This is a genomic window from Micromonospora sp. WMMD558 (genome assembly GCF_049315255.1).
Lineage (GTDB): Bacteria > Actinomycetota > Actinomycetes > Mycobacteriales > Micromonosporaceae > Micromonospora.
The window spans coordinates 1,529,690-1,552,331 of sequence record NZ_CP186061.1; the positions used below are offsets into that span (position 1 = coordinate 1,529,690).

At 72.5% G+C, this 22,642-nt stretch carries 21 protein-coding genes and 2 tRNA genes; 6 read left to right on the forward strand and 17 right to left on the reverse strand.

Annotation, left to right across the window (positions count from 1 at the left end; translation table 11 throughout):
- The first annotated feature begins 134 nt into the window (after positions 1–134).
- The 4 genes from ACN26Y_RS07435 (at position 135) to ACN26Y_RS07450 (ending at position 3,553) form a co-directional block, all read left to right on the forward strand.
- Positions 135–1,886 carry a proline--tRNA ligase gene (locus tag ACN26Y_RS07435; RefSeq protein ID WP_422734513.1) on the forward strand — a complete coding sequence of 584 codons (1,752 nt, stop codon included), beginning with the start codon at positions 135–137 and terminating at the stop codon, positions 1,884–1,886.
- A 57-nt stretch (positions 1,887–1,943) separates the two neighbouring features.
- The gene (locus tag ACN26Y_RS07440) at positions 1,944–2,369 is read left to right on the forward strand and encodes a CBS domain-containing protein (RefSeq protein ID WP_155329571.1); all 426 of its coding nucleotides are present in this window, start codon (positions 1,944–1,946) and stop codon (positions 2,367–2,369) included.
- Between the two features lie 90 nt (positions 2,370–2,459).
- Complete coding sequence (locus ACN26Y_RS07445; protein WP_422734514.1) at positions 2,460–2,888, forward strand: SufE family protein; 429 nt, start codon at positions 2,460–2,462, stop codon at positions 2,886–2,888.
- 20 nt (positions 2,889–2,908) lie between these two features.
- Positions 2,909–3,553 (forward strand): DsbA family oxidoreductase, encoded by a 645-nt coding sequence (locus ACN26Y_RS07450; RefSeq protein WP_155329573.1) that lies wholly within the window; start codon positions 2,909–2,911, stop codon positions 3,551–3,553.
- 68 nt (positions 3,554–3,621) lie between these two features.
- Here ACN26Y_RS07450 and ACN26Y_RS07455 read toward each other — a convergent pair whose 3' ends face one another.
- The 6 genes from ACN26Y_RS07455 to ACN26Y_RS07480 all read right to left on the reverse strand — a co-directional run bounded on the left by ACN26Y_RS07455 (position 3,622) and on the right by ACN26Y_RS07480 (position 7,854).
- Positions 3,622–4,170, reverse strand: a complete 549-nt coding sequence (locus ACN26Y_RS07455; RefSeq protein ID WP_155333973.1) for a YbaK/EbsC family protein — start codon at positions 4,168–4,170, stop codon at positions 3,622–3,624.
- Between the two features lie 121 nt (positions 4,171–4,291).
- Positions 4,292–4,486 (reverse strand): hypothetical protein, encoded by a 195-nt coding sequence (locus tag ACN26Y_RS07460; protein ID WP_155329574.1) that lies wholly within the window; start codon positions 4,484–4,486, stop codon positions 4,292–4,294.
- A gap of 37 nt (positions 4,487–4,523) precedes the next feature.
- Positions 4,524–5,306, reverse strand: coding sequence for an SDR family oxidoreductase (locus ACN26Y_RS07465; RefSeq protein WP_155333974.1), 783 nt, complete (start codon positions 5,304–5,306; stop codon positions 4,524–4,526).
- 79 nt (positions 5,307–5,385) lie between these two features.
- The gene (locus ACN26Y_RS07470; protein WP_155329575.1) at positions 5,386–6,027 is read right to left on the reverse strand and encodes a GAP family protein; all 642 of its coding nucleotides are present in this window, start codon (positions 6,025–6,027) and stop codon (positions 5,386–5,388) included.
- Positions 6,028–6,090: 63 nt separating this feature from the next.
- On the reverse strand, positions 6,091–7,470 hold the full coding sequence (locus ACN26Y_RS07475; protein WP_422734515.1) for an MFS transporter: 1,380 nt from the start codon (positions 7,468–7,470) through the stop codon (positions 6,091–6,093).
- A gap of 123 nt (positions 7,471–7,593) precedes the next feature.
- Positions 7,594–7,854 (reverse strand): hypothetical protein, encoded by a 261-nt coding sequence (locus ACN26Y_RS07480; RefSeq protein ID WP_155329576.1) that lies wholly within the window; start codon positions 7,852–7,854, stop codon positions 7,594–7,596.
- Between the two features lie 219 nt (positions 7,855–8,073).
- On the opposite strand from ACN26Y_RS07480, the gene ACN26Y_RS07485 reads away from it, so the two are divergent.
- Both ACN26Y_RS07485 and ACN26Y_RS07490 read left to right on the forward strand, forming a co-directional pair.
- Positions 8,074–12,672 carry an HAD-IC family P-type ATPase gene (locus ACN26Y_RS07485; protein ID WP_422734516.1) on the forward strand — a complete coding sequence of 1,533 codons (4,599 nt, stop codon included), beginning with the start codon at positions 8,074–8,076 and terminating at the stop codon, positions 12,670–12,672.
- Between the two features lie 29 nt (positions 12,673–12,701).
- On the forward strand, positions 12,702–13,496 hold the full coding sequence (locus ACN26Y_RS07490) for an MBL fold metallo-hydrolase (protein ID WP_422734517.1): 795 nt from the start codon (positions 12,702–12,704) through the stop codon (positions 13,494–13,496).
- Between the two features lie 162 nt (positions 13,497–13,658).
- On the opposite strand, the gene ACN26Y_RS07495 is transcribed toward ACN26Y_RS07490, so the two are convergent.
- The 11 genes from ACN26Y_RS07495 to gyrA form a co-directional block, all read right to left on the reverse strand.
- On the reverse strand, positions 13,659–14,078 hold the full coding sequence (locus ACN26Y_RS07495) for a CBS domain-containing protein (RefSeq protein ID WP_422734518.1): 420 nt from the start codon (positions 14,076–14,078) through the stop codon (positions 13,659–13,661).
- A 74-nt stretch (positions 14,079–14,152) separates the two neighbouring features.
- Positions 14,153–15,106: an L-threonylcarbamoyladenylate synthase gene (locus ACN26Y_RS07500; RefSeq protein WP_155333977.1), complete on the reverse strand. Its 954-nt coding sequence runs from the start codon at positions 15,104–15,106 to the stop codon at positions 14,153–14,155.
- Positions 15,107–15,190: 84 nt separating this feature from the next.
- Entirely contained in the window at positions 15,191–15,313 is a 123-nt protein-coding gene (locus ACN26Y_RS07505; RefSeq protein WP_255456163.1) for a hypothetical protein, read from the reverse strand.
- A gap of 217 nt (positions 15,314–15,530) precedes the next feature.
- A complete protein-coding gene (locus tag ACN26Y_RS07510) occupies positions 15,531–16,451 on the reverse strand; it encodes an SEC-C metal-binding domain-containing protein (RefSeq protein WP_370463349.1) in 921 nt (306 codons plus the stop codon).
- 52 nt (positions 16,452–16,503) lie between these two features.
- Entirely contained in the window at positions 16,504–16,791 is a 288-nt protein-coding gene (locus ACN26Y_RS07515; RefSeq protein WP_230688916.1) for a type II toxin-antitoxin system RelE family toxin, read from the reverse strand.
- The gene (locus ACN26Y_RS07520) at positions 16,788–17,072 is read right to left on the reverse strand and encodes a type II toxin-antitoxin system Phd/YefM family antitoxin (RefSeq protein WP_091614758.1); all 285 of its coding nucleotides are present in this window, start codon (positions 17,070–17,072) and stop codon (positions 16,788–16,790) included. The genes ACN26Y_RS07515 and ACN26Y_RS07520 overlap by 4 nt, the downstream gene beginning before the upstream one ends.
- Positions 17,073–17,186: 114 nt before the next feature.
- A tRNA-Ala gene (locus ACN26Y_RS07525) sits at positions 17,187–17,259 on the reverse strand.
- A gap of 44 nt (positions 17,260–17,303) precedes the next feature.
- Positions 17,304–17,432, reverse strand: a complete 129-nt coding sequence (locus tag ACN26Y_RS07530; RefSeq protein WP_208862918.1) for a DLW-39 family protein — start codon at positions 17,430–17,432, stop codon at positions 17,304–17,306.
- 42 nt (positions 17,433–17,474) lie between these two features.
- A tRNA-Ile gene (locus ACN26Y_RS07535) sits at positions 17,475–17,551 on the reverse strand.
- Between the two features lie 269 nt (positions 17,552–17,820).
- Positions 17,821–18,762 carry a DUF3566 domain-containing protein gene (locus tag ACN26Y_RS07540; RefSeq protein WP_155329591.1) on the reverse strand — a complete coding sequence of 314 codons (942 nt, stop codon included), beginning with the start codon at positions 18,760–18,762 and terminating at the stop codon, positions 17,821–17,823.
- 4 nt (positions 18,763–18,766) lie between these two features.
- Positions 18,767–22,546 carry an intein-containing DNA gyrase subunit A gene (gene gyrA / locus ACN26Y_RS07545; RefSeq protein ID WP_422734519.1) on the reverse strand — a complete coding sequence of 1,260 codons (3,780 nt, stop codon included), beginning with the start codon at positions 22,544–22,546 and terminating at the stop codon, positions 18,767–18,769.
- Positions 22,547–22,642: the final 96 nt, after the last annotated feature.

The following is a 22,642-nucleotide window of genomic DNA, read 5'->3' on the forward strand; positions in this document are numbered from 1 at the left end:
TCAGGTGGTGCATCATCGTGATGCCTCCCCAGACGTCGCCCCGCGCGGGCATGGTTGCCCCGCGGGACGAGCAATTTCCGGCGGGCCGACAAATCGGATCGCCGCCCTGGAAGGCATGGCCGTACGCTGCGGCAATGCTGCTACGGATGTCGACCCTGCTGCTCCGGACCCGGCGCGAGGACCCGGCGGACGCGGAGGTGCCGAGCCACCGACTGCTGCTCCGCGCCGGCTATATCCGGCGCGCCGCCCCCGGCGGCTACACCTGGCTGCCGCTGGGCAAGCTCGTCCTCGACCGGGTCACCGAGGTGATCCGCTCGGAGATGCTCGCGATCGGTGACCAGGAGGTGCACTTCCCGGCGCTGCTGCCGGCGGAGCCGTACCGGACCAGCGGGCGGTGGACGGAGTACGGCGACGACATCTTCACCCTCGCCGACCGGCGGGGCGCCGACCACCTGCTCGCCCCCACCCACGAGGAGTTGGCGGCGCTGCTGGTGAAGGACCTGTTCACCTCGTACCGGGACTTCCCGGTGACGCTGTTCCAGGTGCAGACGAAGTTCCGCGACGAGGCCCGGCCCCGGGCCGGCCTGCTGCGCGGGCGCGAGTTCCTGATGAAGGACGCGTACTCCTTCGACCTGGACGAGGCCGGGTTGCAGGCGGCGTACGACCGGCACCGGGAGGCGTACCGGAAGGTGTTCGACCGGCTCGGCCTCGGGTACACGGTGGTGCACGCGATGTCGGGCGCGATGGGCGGCTCGGCCTCGGAGGAGTTCCTGGCCGCCGCGGAGGTCGGCGAGGACACGTACGTGGGCTGCACGGCATGCGACTACGCCGCGAACACCGAGGCGGTCACCACGCCCGCCCCGCCGGCCGGCGACCCGGACACGCAGCCGGCCACGGAGGTGCACGACACGCCGGAGACGCCGACGATCGCCAGTCTGGTCGACCTGGCCAACGACCGCCGCCTCGCCGGCCGTGCCGACTGGACCGCCGCCGACACCCTCAAGAACGTCGTCCTCACCGTCCGCCGGCCCGGTGCCGAGCCGGAGCTGCTGGTGATCGGGCTGCCCGGCGACCGGGAGGTGGACCTCAAGCGCGTCGACGCCGCGCTCGCACCGGCCACCGTCGCGGTCTTCGACGGCTGGGCGGACCAGCCGGAGCTGGTCCGCGGCTACATCGGGCCGCAGGTCATGGCGAAGCTCGACATCCGGTACCTGGTGGACCCGCGGGTGGTGCCCGGCACGGCGTGGCTGACCGGCGCCAACGAACCGGGCCGGCACGCCACGAACGTCGTCTGCGGCCGGGACTTCGTGCCCGACGGCACGATCGAGGCGGCCGAGGTCCGGCCCGGGGACCCGTGCCCGGCCTGCGGCACCGGCGAGCTGACACTGCGCCGGGGCATCGAGATCGGGCACATCTTCCAGCTCGGCCGCCGCTACACCGACGCCTTCGCGGTGGACGTGCTCGGGCCGGAGGGCAAGCCGGTGCGGCCCACGATGGGCTGCTACGGCATCGGGGTGTCCCGGGCGGTCGCGGCGATCGCCGAACAGCACCACGACGAGCGCGGTCTCGTCTGGCCGGCGGCGGTCGCGCCGTGTGACGTACACCTGGTGGCGGCCGGGAAGGGCCCGCAGCTGGAGGCGGCGCTGGACCTCGGCGGACGCCTCGCCGCCGCCGGCCTGCGCGTGCTGGTCGACGACCGGACGCACGTCTCCGCCGGGGTGAAGTTCACCGACGCGGAGCTGGTCGGCATCCCGCGCACCGTCGTGGTCGGCCGCCGTCTCGCCGACGGGTACGCCGAGCTGCGCGACCGGGCCACCGGCGAGCGCACCGAGCTGCCGATGGACGGTCTGGTCGAACGCCTCACCGCCGACATGCGTGTGGTGTAGTCGAGACGTCACGGGGTACCGCACCCCGATCGGGTGGATCGTTACTGGAGGGCTCCCATGGCCGGTTACAAGGTCAGCGACGTGATGACGAAGCAGGTCATCTACCTGCCGACGGAGACCACCCTGGACGAGGCGGCGAAGGTGATGAAGGAGGCCGACATCGGCGACGTGGTCGTCACCGAGGGGGCCACCCTCGCCGGCATGCTCACCGATCGCGACATCGTGGTGCGGGCCGTCGCCGAGCGCAGCGACCCGGCCGTCACGACCATCGGGTCGATCATCACCCGCGAGGTCGTGATGATCGAGCAGAACTGCACGGCGGGTGAGGCGGCGGCGCTGATGCGGGAGCGGGGTGTCCGGCGGGTGCTGGTCTGCGACAGCGAGCGGAAGCTGGTCGGCATCGTCTCCCTCGGTGACCTGGCCATGCAGCTCGACCCCCAGTCCGCCCTCGGCCAAATCAGCGAGCAGGCGCCGACGGTGTAAGGAAGGGCCCCTTGTTAACGCCTCCGGTAGAGGAAGGGCCCCTTCTTAACACCTCCCGTCGGACGCAGTCGCCAGCGGTAGCCTGGCGGGATGCCCGAGATGCCGACCCGGCTGGCCGAGATCGTCGACGAGTTCGCCGCCGCACCCCGCGACGTCGTGCTGGAGATGCTGCTGGAGTACGCCGACGTCATCCCGCTGCTGCCGCCCGAGCAGGCGGACCGGGAGGGCATGGAGCAGGTGCCGGAGTGCCAGACGGCGTTCTTCCTGCGTGCCCGGGTGACCCCGGAGGGCACCGTCGAGACGCTGTTCGACTGCCCGCCCGAGGCACCCACCACCCGCGCGTTCGCCGGCATCCTCGCCGAGGGGCTCGCCGGGGCCACGCCGGCGGAGGTGCTGGCCGTTCCCGACGACCTCTACCAGCGGATGGGGCTCGCCCAGGCGATCAGCCCGCTGCGCGTACGCGGCGGCACCGCGATCCTGGCCCGGCTCAAGCGCCAGGTCCGGGAACAGAGCCGCTGACCGGGGAGTTGTCACCGGGCATGGAGATCGAGATCTACGCCGACGTGGTGTGCCCCTGGTGCTACATCGGCAAGCGCCGGCTGGAGCAGGCCCTCGCGTCGTACGACGGTGACGTGACGGTCCGCTACCGGCCCTTCCAGCTCGACCCGACGCCGGTGCCGGAGTCCCGTCCGCTGATCGACGCGCTCGCGGACAAGTTCGGCGGCCGCGCCCGGGCGGAGCAGATGGCCGCCCACGTCACCGGGGTGGCCGCGGGTGCGGGTCTGACGCTGAACTTCGGCCATGCTCTGGCCGCGAACACCTTCGACGCGCACCGGCTGATCTCCTGGGCCACCGACCGTGGTCGGGCCGGTGAGACGGTGGACGCACTTTTCCGCGCGCACTTCACCGACGGCGTCGACATCGGGTCGCGGGACACGCTGGCCGCGCTCGCCGGCGAAGCCGGTCTGGACGCGGCCGAGGCGCGCGCCTTCCTCGACTCCGACGAGCGGGTCGCCGAGGTCCGTGCCGAGTTGGCCGACGCGCGGCAGCTCGGCGTCACGAGCGTCCCGACCTTCGTGCTGGCCGGGAAGTACGCCGTCACCGGCGCCCAGGAGCCGGAGACCCTCGTCGCCGCGCTCGAGGAGGTGCGCCGCCGCGAGGCCGGCGAGACCTCAGTCAATTGATGATCATCATGTTTCACGTGCAACGGTATCGATGATCGTCTTCAGCCTACGCGGCGGTCGCCCGCCGCTCAGGCGGGTCGGGCCAGGTCGTCGAGCACGCGGGCGTTCGGTAGCGCACCGAGCGCCGGGCCGGGCAGCGCGATCTTGCTGTGCCGCACTCCGGAGCCGATGATCACATGCGGGGTGGCGATCACCCGCGCGTCGACCAGGATCGGCCACTCCTCGGGCAGGCCGATGGGCGTGATGCCGCCGTACTCCATGCCGGTCGACTCCACCGCGTCGGCCATCGGGGCGAAGCTCGCCTTGCGCACGTCGAGCGCCCGCCGGACCACGTTGTTCACATCCGCCCGAGTGGTCGCGAGCACGACGCAGGCCGCGTAGCGCACGAGGCCCTCGCGCTTGCCGGCGACCACCACGCAGTTGGCCGACACGTCGAGGCCCACGTCGTACGCCTCGCAGAACGCCGCCGTGTCGGCCAGATCGGCGTCGATCGGCGCCGCCAGCACGTCGTCGACGTCCACCGGAGCGTCGGCGGGCCACTGCGCGAGGGCGGCGGCCACCGGCGCGGCGAGCAGGTCCGGGCGGGTACGGGCAGATTCGGTCTTCAGCGTCCCCATCACGGGTGCGATCCTCGCACCCGTGATGGGGAACCGCCCACCGACCGGCGGTGCCGACTGTCGTGTTAACAAGGGACCCTTCCTCTACCGCAGGCGTTAATAAGGGGCCCTTCCTTACACCTCAGCTGCCGGTGAGGAAGCCGTTCTCGCGGAGCAGGGTGCGGTCGCGGTGGGCGGCCAGCTCCGCGGCGCGCTCGGCCTGGATCCGGCGCACCTCCATCTCCTCCAGCGCGTGCCGGATCGCGAGCCGGATCACCCCGTAGAGGAAGACGAACCCGCCGACGTACAGGATCACGGTGGTCACCATGGCGAACATGGCGCCACCGTAGGCCGGACGTGAACGGCGCGAACGTTCACTTTGCGCCGGTTCCCCCATACGTGTCGCTCAGGTACTCCGACCAGGTGCGGATGCCGCGCGGAGCCGCCCCGGTGACCAGCCCGCCCGCCCGCAGTTCCCGGCCCAACCGACCGGGTACGCGCACCGCCAGCAGCGGTCGGCGCGTACCCCGGGCCGCGTTCCACGCCCGGACCGCCTCGTCGAACCGGAGCACCTGCGGCCCGCCGTACTCCTCGACCGCCCGCAGCGGGCCGGCGGTGAGCCGCTGCACCAGCCGCTCCGCGACATCGCGCGGGTCGACCGGCTGGGCGACCACCGCCCGGTCCCCGATCACCGGCCCGAGCCGGCTCGCACCCCGCAGCATCTCGTCGAGGAACCCACCGAACTGGGTGGCCCGCAGCACCGTCCACGGCACCTCACCGGCGCCCACCACCTGCTCGGCATCCCGCTTGTGCCGGTAGTAGGGGATCGGCACCCGGTCCACGCCCACGATCGACACGTACACCAGGTGGCGGACGCCGGCCTCCCCGGCGGCGACGACCAGCCGGCGCGTGCCGAGCACGTCGACCCGGTAGGTCTGCCGCCCGTTCGGCGCGGACGCCAGGTGCAGGACCGCGTCGACGCCGGCGACCGCCGCTCGCAACCCCTCCCCGGTCGCCAGGTCCACCGACACCCACTCGACCGTCGGCTCGTCGCGGGCGTGCCGGCTCGTCGCCCGTACGCTCCACCCCTCGTCGAGCAGCCGGGGCACGACGACCCGCCCCAGCCGTCCACCCGCGCCGGTCACCAGGACCCGCATGCCGTCCTCCTCCGCGTTCAGGCTGTTCCACACCGGTAGACGGGGCCGGACGGCGGCACGTGACCCGGCGAGAGCCGGCTCACTGGAGCGCGTCCTGCAACGTCAGCGCGAGGAACAGCGCGATCACCACCTCGCTGATCAGCCAGGAGTGCCGGTCGGCCCAGTCCCGCATCCGGGGCAGCACCGCCGCCGCCCGCGGACCGAGCAGGAGCAGCGCCAGCAGCGGCACCGCCAGCAGCAGCACGGTGAGCAGGACGAACGGCAGCAGGTGCCACCACGGCAGGTCGTGCCGGGCCGTGCTCGCGCCCGCGCTGAGCATGGTGAGGTCGTCCGCGGGCATCGCACCGAGGAGCAGCGCCGCCAGCCGGGCCGCGTACGCCGGGCCGGACCGCTGTAACCGGTCGATCCAGGACGGCGTGCCACCGCGGTGTCGCCGGACGAACACGACCACCGCCAGCACGACCAGCACCGCGATGACGAACCAGTCGATCCAGCCCTCGATCGTCCGGCGATCGGCGCCGCCTGCGGTCAGATTGACCTTGACCGTGCGGGTGGCCAGCCAGCTCAGCGTCGTGCCAGCGGCGACGACGACGGTCGCACCGGCCAGATACCCCAGCGACGCGGCGCGTGGCCGCTCGGCGGAGGCGAGGAACACCGCCGCGACCAGCGGGGTCCCGGCGACCATCACGACGGCCATCGGGAAGGTGCCGAGGAACTCCATCGCCCGTCATCCTCTCGGGCCGGGCCCGGTCGCCGCGGCGTTTTCCCCTGACCGTCGTCCCGCTCACCGCGTCGCCGGCACCACCCGGTGGGCCAGCAGAGCGCCCAGCAGCCCCAGCCCGGCGGCGACCGCCAGCGTGCCGGCGTAGCTGCCCGGACCGGGTGCCGCGCTCGCGGCGAGCAGCGCACCGGTCAGGGCCAGGACGGTCGCCGCGAAGAGCGAGTCCCCCAGTTGCAGGGACGAGCTGTTCCGGCCCTGCTCCCCGGGGGCGGACAGCTCCAGCGTGAGCACCGACAGCGAGGGGTAGAGCAGGCCCATCCCCAGCCCCGCCCCCGCCCACCCGAGGACGGCGACCCACACCGGCGCGGCCGGCACCAGGGCGGACGTCACCACGGCGGTGCCGAGGGTGATGCAGGCGAGGCCGACCGTCGGCAGCGTCGCGCGGGAGCGTGGCACCGGCATCCGCCCCTGCAGCCACGAGCCACCCGACCAGGCCAGCGCGCCCGCGGTGAGGACCAGCCCGGCGGCGGTGGGCGACAGACCCCGCTCCCGCGTGAGCATCAGCGGGATCACCACTTCGGCGGCGACGAACGCGGCGGACGCCAGCCCGCGCAGCCCGATCACGGTGGGCAGGCCCCGGCCGGCCCGGAGGAATCCCGCCGGCAGCAGCCGGGGCGCGCTGACCAGGAGCCCGGCCAGCGCCGCCCCCACCAGCGCGACGGCGGTGATCCCGCGCTGCTGCCCCCCGACGTGCAACAGTGCGGCGCTCACCGCCGCCGCTCCGGCCCAGCCGAGCCGGGTCAGCGCGCCAGCCGGACGACCGGCCGCCGGTACCGCGCCGACCGCCCGCAGCCCCGGACCGATCAGCAGGCCCGCCGGTACGGCCACCGCCGGCACCGCCAGGAAGACCCAGCGCCAGCCGAGGTGCTCGACCACCAGGCCCGCCACGGCCGGGCCGACCAGGGACGGCACGACCCACGCCGCCGCGAACGCGGCGAAGATCCGCCGGTGCAACCGCTCCGGGTACACGCGCCCCACGACCACGTACAGCGCCACTGACAGCAGGCCGGACCCGAACCCCTGCACCACCCGGCCGACCACCAGGACCTCCATGGAGGTGGCGCTCCCGGCCACCACCAGGCCCGCCACGAACCACCCGAGGCCGTGCCACACCGGGCCGCTCGGCCCGCGCATGTCCGACCAGAGCCCGGACAGCACCATGGCGAGCACACCGGCCGCGAAGGGCCCGCCGAAGGCGATGCCGTACAGGGCGATGCCGTCGAGACCGCGCGCGACGGTCGGCATGGCGGTGCCGACCGCCAGCGCCTCGAACGCCAGCAGGGAGACCAACGCCACGACACCCACCGTCATCGCCCGCAGCCGCGGTGCGAACAGCCCACCGGCCGGCGTGGGCGGGGCCGGGGTCGTCATCGTGGCGGTCACCGGGCACCCCGACTCTCACCCGTCACCGGCATCCACCACAGGTCACGGCTCTCGCCGGGCCATCGCCAATCGATCAGCACCCGCCCAGCGTGCGACCTCAACCGCGGTTGAGGTCAAGCGTGACTACGCGGCCTCCAACGCCTCGCCCAGCCCCTTGGCGAGCCCGGACAGGTGCTGGTCCGCGAGCAGGTGACCGGCGGTGATCACCAGCGCGAGCGGCCATTCGATGACCTGCAGCGCGGCCAGCACCCCCAGGCCCGCGTAGTACGCCAACTTGTCCGGCGGCGGCACCGCCACCTCACCCAGCACCGGGACGTCCACCCGGCGGCTGAACGCCCGGACCGTCTCGCGTCCCCCGCTGAGCTCCCGCGTCAGCGTGCTCATTGCGACCTCCACTAGAACGGCGACGGCACCCGGATTCCACCGACCCGCCCGTCCACACCCGGCCGGCCGGGGAAACTTTGCTGCTCCCCGGGGCATAACGGACGGCCGGCCGGGAAGCCAGCCCGCCGGAGGAGCAGGCATGGGAGGCGAGATGGAGTTCGGCGGCGGGAACAGCAGCACCGGGGGGTCGGGCCGGCACCTGTCCGGTCGTACGCCTCGATGACGCCGCTGGGCCGGGTCGCCGGCCGTCTTCGCCCTCCGGCCGCCGTGTCGCAGGTGGTGGGGGAGGCGTCCCGGAATCTCGGTTCGGCCGCGGTCCGGCTGGCCGGGGCCGCCGGCCTGACCCGCCGTCGGGTCTGGTCCCGTCCGGGCCGGCACCACATCGAGGTGCACGGCGTCTGCCAGGACGGCGGGGACGTCCTCGCCCGGCAGGTCGAGCGGGCGCTTGAGGGAGTGCCCGGCGTGGCGTGGGCGCGGGTGAACGCACCGTCCGGCCGGGTGGTCGTCGCCGTCGAGTCGCCCGAGCCGAGGCTGCGTGACCTGATCGCGACCGTCGACCGGGCCGAACGCGTCTGTCCCCACGAGCCCGACCCGGAGATCCCGCCCCCGCATCCGCCCGAGGAGGGGCCGCGCACCCCCCGTACGCTCGGCGCGCTCGTGTCCGACGCGCTCGGTCTCACCATCTCGGCCGCGACCCGGATCCTGCCCTTCACCCCTGCCCCCGCCGAGGTCGCCGGCCTGCTCGGCGCCGTCGACCTGCATCCGAAGCTGCACGCCCTCGCCAACCGCGGACTGCGGGCCGACCCCCGCGCCGATCTGCTCTTCCCGCTGGCCGAGGCGGTGGTGCAGGGTCTGACCGGCGGTTGGACCGGCATCGTGCTCGATGGTGCCCAGCGCGTCGTGCAGTGGGGTGAGGCCCGGGCTCAGCTCGCGGCGTGGACGAAGGCCGAACCCCGGCTGACCGGCGACCCGGAGCGGGCCGTCGCCCGCACCCTGGACTCCGAGCGGCCCCGGCCGAAGCCGGACGGGCCGGTCGAGAGGTACGTGACGCGGATGCTCCACACCGGCGCCGTCGCCGCGGCGGCGGCCACCCCGCTCGTCGGCGGCAAGCGGGCCGCGGCGCTCGGCCTCTCCGCACTGCCGAAGGCCCCCGGCTCGGGTCGCGAGGGGTACGCCGCCCAACTCGGGAACCTGCTGGCGCGGCGCGGCGTCATCGCCATGGACCGTGGCGTGCTGCGGGAACTCGACCGGATCGACACGTTGGTTCTCGACGCCGCCGTGCTCGGCTCCGACCGGGGGCTGCTGGCCGACCTGGCTCCCCTCGGGGACGCCGACGCGGGCGAGGTGGCCTCGCGCGCGTTCGCGCTCTTCGACCCGGACGAGCCCGACGCGTGCCGGGAGGCCGACGGCTGGCGGATCGGTCCGGTCGAGGCGCTCGGCGCCGCGGACCCGGGGGACACCCCGGAGAGCGAGCGGCTACGGGCGGCGGACGGCCGGGTGCTCGGTCTGGCGCACGATGACCGGCTCGTCGCGGTGCTGCGGGTCGAGGCGGAACCCGCGCCGGGCGTGGACATCCTGCCGGCCGCCGCCCGGCGGGCGGGGCTGCGGCTGGTCGTGGCCGGCGACGACCCCGACCGGTACGACTTCGCCGACGCCGTCCTGCCCGGCGGTGAGCAGCTCGCCGGGACGGTACGCCGGCTGCAACAGGACGGCGCGGTGGTGATGCTGGTGTCCGGGGACCGGACGGCGCTCGGCGCCGCCGACTGCGGTCTCGGCATGGCCAGCGACGAGGAGTTGCCCCCGTGGGGTGCGCACCTTCTGGTCGGCACCGATCCGCGGGTGTCCGCGCTGGTGGTGGAGGCGGCCGGCGTGGCGCGGCGGATGAGCGCGCAGAACATCCGGCTCGCGCTCGCCGGCACCGGGCTCGGCGCCCTGTCCGCGTTCACCACCGACCGGGAGTTGCTCCCCGGCCGGACCCTGGCGGCGGTGAACGGCACCGCCGCGCTGGCGTTCGCCAACGGCGTGTGGCGTGCTCACCACCTGCCCAACCCGGCCGACGCGCCCGCCCCGCGCAAGGCGGTTCCCTGGCACCTGATGCCGGTGGAGACGGTCCTCGACCAGCTCCACAGCACCCCCGACGGCCTGGAGTGCGCCGAGGCCGCCCGGCGGCGGGGCGGCGTCGGACCCGACGGCCGCGCCCCGTCCACCCTGCTCCGGGCGTTCCTCGACGAGCTGGCCAACCCGCTCACCCCGGTCCTCGCCGCCGGGGCGGTGCTGTCCGCCTCCTTCGGCTCGCTCGTCGACGCCGCCCTGGTCGGCGGTGTGCTCGGCGGGTCGGCCCTGGTCGGCGCGGTGCACGAGCGCAACACCGAGCGTTCCCTGGCCGAACTGCTGTCCCGCTCGGCGGTCACCGCCCGGGTCCGGCGGGACGGCACCGACCGCGTGGTGCCCGCCGACGAGCTGGTTCCCGGCGATGTGATCGTCCTCGAACCGGGCGACGCCGTACCCGCCGACTGCCGGGTCCTGGAGGCGGTCGGGCTGGAGGCCGACGAGTCCTCACTCACCGGCGAGTCGCTGCCGGTGAGCAAGACCGACCAGCCGGTCGCCGCGGCCGCCGTCGCCGAGCGGCGCTCCATGGTGTACGAGGGCACCACCGTCGCCGCCGGGCAGGGCCGGGCGGTCGTCGTCGCCACCGGTGCCGACACCGAGGCCGGGCGCAGCATGGCGTTGGCCCGGCACGCTGCGCCCAGCGGCGGTGTCGAGGCGCGGCTCGGCGGGCTGACCAGCAAGTCCGTACCGCTCGCGCTGGGCTCGGCGATCGCCGTCGCGGGCGCCGGCGTGGCTCGGGGCGTACCCCTGGCGGAGACGGCCGCGACCGCCGCGAACCTGGCGGTCGCGTCGGTGCCCGAGGGGTTGCCGTTCCTCGTCAGCGCCGCGCAACTCGCCGCGGCCCGGCGGCTGGCCGAGCACGGCGCCCTGGTCCGCAACCCGCGCACGATCGAGGCGCTCGGTCGGGTCGACGTCCTCTGCTTCGACAAGACCGGCACGCTGACCGAGGGTCGGCTGGTGCTCTCCGGCGTCGGCGACGGGGACCGGTACGCCCCGGTCGACCGGCTCGACGACCACCTGCGCACGGTGCTCGCGGTCGCGCTCCGCGCCACACCGGACGCCGAGGATCCGGAGCAGCTCCCGGAGCAGACCGACCGCGCGGTTCGCCGGGCGGCGCGGGAGGCCGGCGCGGTGGAGCAGACCGGGGCGGCGGCCTGGCACCCCGTCGGAGGGTTGCCCTTCGAGCCGTCCCGCGGCTACCACGCCACCGTCGGCACCTGCGACGGAGGCCTGCTGCTCAGTCTCAAGGGCGCCCCGGAGACAGTGCTGCCCCGCTGCGTGAACCGGCGCACGGAGGCCGGCGTGGTGCCGATGGACGAGCCCAACCGGGCGGCGGTGCAGCACGAGTTGACCCGCCACGCCGGGGCCGGGCAGCGGGTCCTCGCGATCGCCGAACGGGCCGTGGACGACGAGACCGTCACCGACGACGACGTCCGGGGCCTGACCTTCGTCGGGATCCTGGCGCTGGGTGACGGGATCCGCGCCAGCGCCGCGCCGGCCGTCGCCAGCATCCGCAGGGCCGGCGTGCACACCGTGATGATCACCGGCGACCATCCCGCCACCGCCGAGGCGATCGCGTCGGTGATCAGCCCCGGCGACGGCCAGCGGGTGGTCACCGCCGCGGAACTCGACGACCTGGACGACGAGGCAATGGCCGCCCGACTGGTCACCACCGACGTGGTCGCCCGGTGCACCCCCGCCCACAAGGTACGGATCATCCAGGCGTTGCAGGCCTGCGGCCGGTGCGTGGCGATGACCGGTGACGGCGCGAACGACGCCCCGGCCATCCGTCTCGCCGACGTCGGCATCGCGCTCGGCCAGCGCGGCACCCCCGCCGCCCGGGCCGCCGCCGACCTGGTCGTCATGGACGACCGGCTGGAGACCATCATCGCCACGCTGACCGAGGGACGGGCCATGTGGTCGTCGGTCCGGCACGCGCTGAGCATCCTCGTCGGCGGCAACCTGGGCGAGATCGCGTTCAGCATCGTCACCGCCGCCGCCGACGGCCGTTCCGCCCTCAACGGCCGCCAACTGCTGCTGGTCAACCTGCTCACCGACCTGGCCCCCGCGCTGGCCATCGCGGTCCGCCCGCCGCGCCCCGAGCACAGCGAGGCCCTGCTCCGGGAGGGACCGGACACCTCCCTCGGCACCACCCTGGACCGGGAGATCGGGGTCCGCGCCACCTCCACCGCGCTCGGCGCCACCGCCGGCTGGGCGCTGGCCCGGTGGGCGGCCGGTTCACCCCGCCGGGCCGGCACCGTCGCCCTGGTGTCGCTGGTCGGTACGCAGCTCGGCCAGACCCTGCTGGCTGGCGGCACCACGCCCGGCGTCCTCATCTCCACCGCCGGATCGGTGGGAGTGCTCGTGCTGGTCGTGCAGACCCCCGGCCTCAGCCAGTTCTTCGGCTGCACCCCGCTCGGGCCGATCGGCTGGACGATCGCCACCGGCTCCGCGGTCGGCGCCACCCTCGCCAACGGCGCCGTGGCCCGGCTGGTGGAGCGGCTGCCGGCCCCGCCGCGAGCCGCCACCGACCTGATGCACCGCCTGCCGCTGCTACCCGACGCGGACCTGCTGCACCGGCTGCGCCGGTGGCCGACCGGCGGGCAACCCGGACCCGACGGGCAGCGTGGTCCCGACGGCGCTACCGCCGGCCAGCCGGGTCCGGACCGGTCGGCCGCGGAGCGTCCCGCGGACGCCCCGACCGCGTGAGTCCAGCGATCAGGGGTACGGGTGTCCCCGTGAGCGGGAACGCGGACGTGACGTTCATCGGGACCGCCACCACGGTGCTGCGGATCGGGGGGTTCACCCTGCTCACCGATCCGAACTTCCTGCATCGGGGGCAGCGCGCGTACCTGGGCAAGGGCCTGTGGTCACGCCGCCGTACGGACCCGGCGATGGAGGTCGCCCAACTGCCCGCCCTGGACGCGGTGGTCCTGTCCCACCTGCACGGGGACCACTTCGACCGGGTCGCCCGCCGGGAACTCGACCGTTCGCTTCCGATCGTCACCACTCCCGCCGCGAGCCGGAAGCTGCGCCGCTGGGGATTCCGCGCCGCCGACGGTGTGCCCACCTGGCACTCCCGGGAGCTGCACCGGGGCGGGACGACTCTGCGGCTCACCGCGCTGCCGGGCCAGCACGGTCCCGGTCCGCTGGACCGGCTGCTGCCCGACGTGATGGGCACCCTCGTCGACCTGGAACGCGACGGCACCCGCACGTTCCGGCTCCACGTCACCGGCGACACCCTCAACAAGCCGCTGCTGGCCGACATCCCCGGGCGCTACCCGGACATCGACGCGATGCTCATCCACCTCGGCGGCACGAAGATCGCCGGCATCCTGGTCACCATGGACGGCCGGCAGGGCGCCGACCTGGTCGAACTGATCCGGCCGACCCTCACCGTGCCCATCCACTACGACGACTACCCCGTGTTCCGCTCCCCGCTGGGCCACTTCGTCGCCGAGACCCGCCGGCGCGGCCTCGGCGGCGTCCGCACCATCGCCCGCGGCGAAACGGTGTCCCTGCTGCCGTCCTGAGGCGCGCACTTTCGGGGAAGTAGCGGCCTCCCGGCGGCCGGAGGCCACAACTTCCCCGAAGTTGTCCGGATCTTGGCGGCACGTCGGCGGCGAGTGGTCCCTTGTGGCGATCGCCGCCTGCCGGCCACGGGGCCGGAGGCGGCGATCGGTCGTGCCGTGCCGTCAGCTGCGCTCGGAGATGGCCTCGATGAGGTCACCGACCGGGCGATCCGGCAGGGACCGGGCCACGTCGGCGACGGCCACGATGCCGACGAGATCGTGCCCGTCGATCACCGGCAGCCGGCGCACCTTGTACTGGCTCATCGTCCGCAGGATCTCGGCCGCGTCGTCGTCGGCGCCGATGGTGACGGCCTCACCCTGCGCCAGCTCACCGGCGGTGACATTGGCCGGGTCGCGGCCCTCGGCGAGCACCTTCACCACGATGTCGCGGTCGGTCAGCATTCCCTTGAGCCGGTTGTCGTCCCCGCAGATCGGCAGCGAACCGACACCCAACTGGGCCATCTGCTTCGCCGCCGTCCGGAGGTCGTCCTGCTCACGGACGCAGGTCACGTCCTGGGTCATGATCTCGCGTGCGGTCGGCATGGGTATGACACCTCACTTCCGGGGGGTTGTTGCCGTTTCTCCTACCCCCACGGTCGCGGCCCATGCGCGGACGTTCACCGCCAGGTGGCCGCCGCCCGGCGCAGCCGGTCGTTGATCGCCCGGCCGACACCCACGTCGGGCACCGGCTCGGCGACGATCTCGGTGACGCCGGTGCTGTCCAGCCGGTGCAGCGCGTCGAACAGCCGGGCCGCCGCCTCGGTCAGGTCGCCGCCGGCGGAGAGCACCGCCACCTCGGCCCAGTCGCCCGCCGGCCGGTCCCGGAACGCGAGGAAGCCCCGCCGGGCACCGTCGCCGGCCGCCGGCTCCGCGCCAGAGACCACCCGCAACGGCGTACGCGGGGCGTAGTGCGCCGCGAGCGCGCCGGGCGCCACCGGCTGCCCGGAGCTGCCCGGGCGTACGACCACCGGCCCGACCGCCTCCTCCAGCGACTCCACCGGCAGCGCACCGAGGCGCAGCACCACCGGCCGGTCCCCCCGCATGTCCACGATCGTCGACTCGATGCCGCAGCGGGCCGACCCGCCGTCGAGCACCACGTCCACCGCCGCGCCCAGGCCGCGTACGACGTGCTCGGCCCGGGTCGGGCTCAGCTGGCCGAAGCGGTTGGCGCTCGGCGCGGCCACCGGCACCCCGGCCGCCGCGATCAACGCCCGCGCGGCATCGTGATCCGGCACCCGCACCGCCATCGTCTCGAGACCCGACGTGACGATCGGTGGGATCACCGCCGGCCGATCCACGATCAGGGTCAGCGGCCCCGGCCAGAACCGCTCGGCGAGCGCGGCCACCGCCGCCGGCACCGAGCCCACCAGCTTCTCCAGCTCCGCCGCCTCGGCCAGGTGTGTGATCAGCGGGTCGAAGCTCGGCCGTGCCTTGGCCTCGAAGATCCGGGCCACCGCCCGCGCGTCGAGCGCGTTGGCGCCCAGCCCGTACACGGTTTCGGTGGGGAAGGCCACCAACCCCCCGGTACGCAGGACGGAAGCCGCCTCGGCGATGCCGCTGTCGGCGGGCAGGACTTGCGGTGTGCTCACACGTCCGACGCTAACGTGCCGCGGCCTACGACCTCCGCACGGCCCTCCGACGCCGCCCCACCAGCATCAGGCTGGCTGGCATTCATCGTGGACGAAGGAGTCGGCCAGACCCAGCTCCAACGGGCCATCAACGCGCTTGCGCGTGAGCTGCGGTTCGTCCACTTCGACGGTGACGGCTGCCTCGACCACCAATAGTTGGTGTCGCCGACTGAGCCTCGGTGTGGAAGAGCGTGTGCGATTGCGGCCGTGAGCAGGCCGGATGATGTGGTGGGCCGGAGGTACCACCATGCGAACCACACCGTCACGATCGCCGGTGACCCGCTTCCCCTGGCAGCGGCAGCAGCGGTCGCAGGCCGGCCCGGGTCGTGACGGATTACCGTGTGCGACGCGCGTCGGAGTGCGCGGATCAGACCGCTCGGCCGCAACACTTCTTGTACTTGGCCGTCGATCCGCACCAGCATGGTGAGTTGCGCGGTGGCGGCCATGCGATTGTGTGCTCCTCCGGCAGGGTCTCGCTGTAGCGGGTCTTGAGCGCCGGATCGAGGGCGGACTCACCAACCCGGTCCGCGAACTCGCAGAGACCGGTGACAGTTGCCGGCACCACCCGGATGGCTGGCACACCGCTGTTCGTCAACTCACGCCACCGGCGCTCCGCAGCCTGATAGTGCTCGTCGTCGGTCACGGCGTGTTCCTGAGGCCACCGCCGTCGCGCCTCGGCCCGCTCCTGGCGCTGAAAGATCACCATCCGCACCTGCCGTGGCACCCGTCCAGACTTCACGGCGTCCCGCACACCATCCACGTCGACGATCTGCCGCCGCTGCGTCGGCGCCGCCGGAGCCAGCTCATCGGTAGCGTCCGGAACCAGACCCAACTGCTGACGGACCTCACGACGGCCGCGAATCATCACCGACGACATCTGCATCCAGCCATCCGAGCCGCTCAGCGCCCGCAACTCCTCGGTCGACAGGCGGGCCACCGCCCGGTCGTACCAGCGCAACGCACCGTGCAGATCGCCTCGCTCGGCGAGGAGTTCGGCGACCAGCGTGCAGTGACCGTCGTTCGTCGCCGCGTCGCGAGCCAGGCGGTCCAGCACGTCATGCGCCTCGTCGGCGTCGCCTTGCTCGAATCGCACCTCTGCGAGCTGCACCGTGGCGTAGCAGCCGTCCTCGCCGCCGTCAGCGATCAGTCTGTTCAGCAGATCGGCTGCGCGATCGAGCCGCCCCGCCCGGCGCCATGTGTCTGCAGCCTCGAGGAGGATCTCACCCCGCTCGTCCGGATACTGCTCTACCTCGGCCTCAAGGGCTGCGGCCTCGGCAGCCACGTTCATCGACACGGCGCTCACCGTACTCAATGCCTCCGGCGTCGGAGGGCCAGGGGCGTCAGGAGCGGTAGACATCCCTTCGATGATCTATGTCCACAACGGTCACGGTGTGGTTATCGTCGTCGATGCGGTAGATGATCCGGTAGGTGCCTCGACGGGCACTGAACCGATCTGACAACGGCGGCAGCAAGCGCTTCCCGACCCGGTAGGGCTCTCGCACCAACGGCCCGGTCATGAACTCGTACGCGGCAACCGCGACGGCCTCTGGCAACCGTTCGGCGAGCGCTCGACGGACGGTCGGCGTGGCGCGCAGCGTGTACGGACCTTCCGGCAGCCGCCGACTCACGCGGCAGAGGCGCGACGGGCGCGAATGGTCTCCGCAAGCTGGTCGGCGGACACCTCTTCACCTCGGGCCAGTTCCGCGTCGGAGTCGGCCAGCCGTCGCAGGGTACCCGCATCTCCGAGAACCGCGACGGTTTCCTCGAGCCGCTCAAGATCTTCCACCGAAACCAGCACGGCGGACGGCCGGCCGTGCACCGTCACCGTCACCCGCTCGTGGTGGTCGTGCACCCGCCCCACCAGCTCAGAGAGCCGGGTCTTCACTTCCCCCAACGGCAGCGTCGTCATGGTCACAAGTATGACCAAAATCCGCCTTGCGTGTCCACCGTTTCGACGGATGCTACGCCGGCAAGTTCGCCTGGTGACCACATCCCGCTACAAGCCGCAGGTGAGAAAGATGCGTGGAGCCCAGGGGACTCGAACCCCTAACCCCTGCCTTGCAAAGGCAGTGCTCTGCCAGTTGAGCTAGGGCCCCGGGGGCGGTCGACGCCGCCTGGTGCTGGCAGGAGAGAGACGCGCTCAGCGCAGGTCAGGCGCCGTGGTCGCCTCGTGCCACAGCGCGCGCTCGTCGTTGGAGGCCTTGATCTTCTTGGCCACCACGGCCGCCACACCGACGACACCGACCAGGATCAGCAGCTTCTTGAACATTGGGGCGACCCCTCACGCTCGACAGTGCCGTCGGACGATCTCTGGTGGGGCTAGCTGGAATCGAACCAGCGACCTCAGAGTTATCAGCTCTGCGCTCTAACCGACTGAGCTATAGCCCCGCGTAGCGACGAGCAAGGTTAACCCATCCGCCGGGCCGCCCCCAAATCGGGGTGGGCCTGGCCGCGTGGCCTCGCCGCCCCTGAACCTACCCGAGCCCCGAGCGGCCCGCCCACCGACTTTCCGGGGAGGCCGACCGCGAGACGCCGCATCCTGCGGTGTCCGGGGCGCGGGATACCGCAGGATGCCGCAACCGGAGTGGATCACGGTACCGGGGTCGGACGGCGGAACGCCGGGAGCCGCACGTGGCGGCACCCGGCGTCCGGTCGTCTCAGTCGCGCTCGGCGAGCGTCAGCTCGATGCCGCCCACCAGGTCGGCGCACACGTTGTAGATGAACGCACCGAGCGTGGCCAGCGCCGTGAACAGCACGACGTTCACCAGGCCGATCAGCGCCGAACTCAGGATCACACCCCGGGCGGTGATCTGGAACCCGCCGGTGCTCTGGCCGCCGCCGGCGCTGACCAGGTCAGTCAGGCTGTCGTTGACGCTGGCGAACACGCCCATCGCGTCCAGCGCCAGGTACAGCACCGAGGTCGCGACCACCACGACGATGAAGAGCACCACCGACACCGCGAAGGCGAACTTCATCACCGACCACGGGTCGATCCGCCTCAGGTTCAGCCGTGCCCGGCGCGGTCCGCGGGAGGCGGCCGACGTCACCGAGGTACGCGCAGCGCGTACCGCCTCACCCACGCGCGCGGCGCCCACGGCCGCCGCACCGCTGATGCCCGGCGGAAGGCCCCCGCCCTGCGGACGGCCAGCCGGACGGGCGTCCGTCTGCGGCCGGGCCGTCCCGGACACCCGCGGCTGCGTGCCGGTGTTGCCGGTGACCAGGGGCTGCGTGCCGGTCGCGCCAGCCGTGGCGGACGTGCCGGTCGTCGTGGCGCGCCCGGCACCGACGGCGATCGGCTGGGTCGTCGCCGGCCGCGCCGCGGTCGACGTGGCGGTGCCGCCGGCGCTGGGGGCGTCGACCTTCGTGGCCTCGGCCGGCTTCTCCGGCTTGTCCGTGGCCTCCGGCTCCTCGGCGGGCTTGTCCGGCGGCGGAACCATCCCGGGAGCCCTCGTGAACTTCGGGGCAGGCGCGTCGGCGGGGACGGTCGCCCGACCCACGGCCGCGCGGCCGGTCGCTGGTGCGCCGCTCTTCGCGGCCTCCTCGTCGACCGGGTTGGCCGAGGTCCCCGCGTTCCCCGACTTCGCCTGTGTCTCCGTCATTCAACTAGTCCTGTTCGTCAGGCTCGTCGGCATTGCGAGCAATCGCCACGATAGTCACGCCATCCGGGAGGTCCATCAGCTTGACCCCCATTGTGTTCCGATCACGCGTACGGCGTACAGGCTTCACCGGAGTCCGGATGACCCCACCGTTGCTGGTGATCGCGAACAGCTCGTCGTCCGGGTCGATCACGACAGCGCCGACCAGACCACCGCGTCGCTCGGTGATCTTCGCAGTCAGCACGCCCTTACCTCCCCGGCCCTGCACCGGGTATTCCTCGATCGGGGTGCGTTTCGCATACCCCCCGTTCGTGGCCACCAGGACATCCATGCCCTCCCGGACGACCTCCATGGCGAGCAGCACGTCGTCCTCGCTGAACCGCATCCCGATCACACCCGACGTCGCCCGGCCCATCGGCCGCAGCGCCTCGTCCGAAGCGTTGAAGCGGATCGCCTGCGCGTTCTTGGAGACCAGCAGCAGATCCTCGGTGGGGGCGACGAGCGCGGCCCCGACCAACTCGTCCTCATCGCGCAGGTTGATCGCGATGATGCCGCCGGACCGAGGGGAGTCGAACTCCTCGAGCTTCGTCTTCTTCACCAGGCCGTTCTTCGTGGCCAGTACCAGGTAGGGCGCCACCTGGTAGTTCGGAATCTCGATGATCTGCGCGATCTGCTCGTCGGGTTGGAAGGCGAGCAGGTTGGCCACGTGCTGGCCCTTGGCCACCCTACTGGCTTCCGGAAGCTCGTACGCCTTGGCCCGGTAGACACGCCCCTTGTTGGTGAAGAACAGGATCCAGTCGTGCGTCGAGCACACGAAGAAGTGGCTGACAATGTCGTCCTGACGCAGCGACGCACCGCTGACACCCTTGCCGCCCCGCCGCTGCGAGCGGTACGCGTCGACCTTCGTGCGCTTCGCGTACCCGGTCCGGGTGATCGTGACCACCACGTCCTCGCGGGCGATGAGGTCCTCCATCGAGACCTCGCCGTCGAACGGGATGATCTGCGTACGCCGTTCGTCGCCCCACTTCGCGACGATCTCCCCCAGCTCCTCCGAGACGATCCTCCGCTGCCGCTCCGGCTTCGCGAGGATGTCCTTGAGGTCGGCGATCTCCAGCTCCAGCTTGGCCAGGTCGTCGAGGATCCGCTGCCGCTCCAGGGCGGCCAGCCGGCGCAGCTGCATGTCGAGGATCGCGGTCGCCTGGACCTCGTCGATGTCCAGCAGCTGGATCAGGCCCTGCCGGGCGTCGTCGACCGTCGGCGAACGCCGGATCAGGGCGATCACCTCGTCGAGCGCATCCAGCGCCTTCGCCAGACCGCGCAGGATGTGCGCCCGCTCCTCCGCCTTGCGCAGCCGGAACGCCGTCCGCCGGCGGATGACCTCGATCTGGTGCTCGACGTAGTAGCGGATGAACTGAGCCAGGTTGAGTGTGCGCGGCACCCCGTCGACCAGCGCCAGCATGTTCGCGCCGAAGGTCTCCTGGAGCTGGGTGTGCTTGTAGAGGTTGTTCAGCACGACCTTCGCGACCGCGTCGCGCTTGAGGACGAGCACGATCCGCATGCCCGTACGCCCGGAGGACTCGTCCCGGATGTCGGCGATCCCGCCGAGCTTGCCCTCCTTGATCAGCTCGGCGATCCGCTCGGCGAGGTTGTCCGGGTTCACCTGGTACGGCAGTTCGCTGACCACCAGCGCCGGCCGGCCCCGCTTGTCCTCCTCGACCTCCACCACCGCGCGCATCCGAATCGAACCCCGCCCGGTGCGGTACGCGTCCTGGATGCCGGCCTGGCCGACGATCAGGCCGTGGGTCGGGAAGTCCGGGCCCTTGACGATCTCCAGCAGCGCTTCGAGGGTGGTGGCCTCGTCGGCCTCCGGGTTCTCCAGGCACCACTGGACGGCCGCGCCGATCTCCCGCAGGTTGTGCGGGGGGATCTTGGTCGCCATACCGACCGCGATGCCCTCGGACCCGTTGATCAGCAGGTTCGGGATCCGCGACGGCAGGATGGTCGGTTCCTTGGCCCGGCCGTCGTAGTTGTCCTGCAGGTCGACGGTGTCCTCGTCGATGTCCCGCAGCATCTCCATGGCGAGCGGGTCGAGCTTGCACTCGGTGTTGTGACTGACGAAGCCGTCGGAGACGAAGGAGTGGTCCTCGGTGTCCACCCGGATGCTGTAGACCGGCTGTACTCCCGCGTCGGCGACGCCGGTCACCTCGGCGTAGTAGAAGCGGCCGTCGACGAGCGGCTCGACCACCTCGAGCACCTCGGCGTTCGTGATCCGGGTCGCGATCTCGTCCCGGTCCCGCTCCCAGCGCTCGACCCGGTCGACGTTGTGCCGGCGCAGCCAGTCCCGCTCGGTCCAGCGGCTCGCACCGTGCTCCCGAATGAAGTCGCCGACCAGCGGCACGAAGTCACCGGACAGCGCCCTGCTGCTCACCGGCACCGCCGCCAGCTCCGCTTCGAGCTTGGCCTGCTTGCGGCCGAGGAAGCCGACGTGAGCGGCGAAGATCCGCGCGTCCCGCCGGTTGGTGACGACGACCTTGATCTCACCGTCGTCGTACCGGCACTGCCGGCTGACCACGCCGAACTCCAGCAGGAGCTGCTGCACCTCACGGGCCAGCCGCTCACTGCGGGTGGAGTACGAGATCTGGATGGTGTGACGCGGCAGCAGCGAGGACGACCCGTCGCCCTCGAACAGCGCCTGGAGGAACGCGCGCTTGACCGCGGCCGGGCCGCGCCAGACGAACTCCGGCACGAACTTGCCGGCGCTGCGCACGCCCACCAACTCGCCGAGGATGCTGTCCCGTAGTGCCGTGACGTCCTGCACGTCCACCTCGTGCAGCGTGCTGCCCGAGGCGATCACACGCTCGCTGACGTACCGGGGGCCGCCGACCGCGAGGTCGTAGGCGGCCAGCACCCGGATGAAGAAGTCGCGGTCGACGTTGTTGAAGCCGGCCCGCCCCTCGGACACCCAGCCCTCGCTCACAACGGCGCCAGCGAGGACGGCTGCCTCGACATGCTCCAGCATCGGGTAGCCGATCTCGTCCGGCACGCTGCGCTGGAGGACCACCCGGTCACCGGGGGCGATCTCGGCGAGCAGCTTCCACAGCAGGGTCGGCACGCCGGCCACGTCCACCAGGCAGAGCACCGGGTGGTTGTGGGTACCGGTCAGTTCGTACCCCTCGCGGGTGCGCAGCCGCAGCGTCGGGTGCTCGCCGGAGTGGAAGAACTTCGACGCGCGGACCAGGTCGCCGTTGCGGTCCCGGACCTTGAGGTCGATGTCGGTCTCGCTGCTCGGCGTCGCGTCAGCCACGAGGTCGCCGATCCGCACGCTGCCCTCAGCGGTACGAATTCGGGCAAATCCTGTGAGGCAATAACGCATCGCCGCAGCCGGGTCATTTCCGGGCGATCCGAAGTTGCCGTTGCCGTCGACCAGCGGGTAGCGCAGCGACCAGGGCTGCGCCATCCGGACCAGCGCGTCGTAGATCGCCGAGTCGCCGTGCGGGTGGAACTGACCCATCACGTCACCGACGACGCGGGAGCACTTCACGTAGCCGCGGTCCGGCCGATACCCCGAGTCGAACATCGCGTACAGGATCTTGCGGTGGACCGGCTTGAGCCCGTCCCGGACGTCCGGCAGCGCGCGCCCGACGATCACGCTCATCGCGTAGTCGAGGTAGGAGCGCTGCATCTCGACCTCGAGCCCGACCGGCTCGATGCGGTCGTGCGCGACGACGGCACCGACGGTCTCGGGGACCTCGGGCTCGTTCGGTGTGGACTCGGGGGTATCGGTCACTTGTTAACCCTTATCAGACTCAGAGTCGTTTTCCTGCTGTGGATAACGGCTGTGGAAACCGGCCAGGCTGTGGATAACTCTGTGGACCCGTAGGCC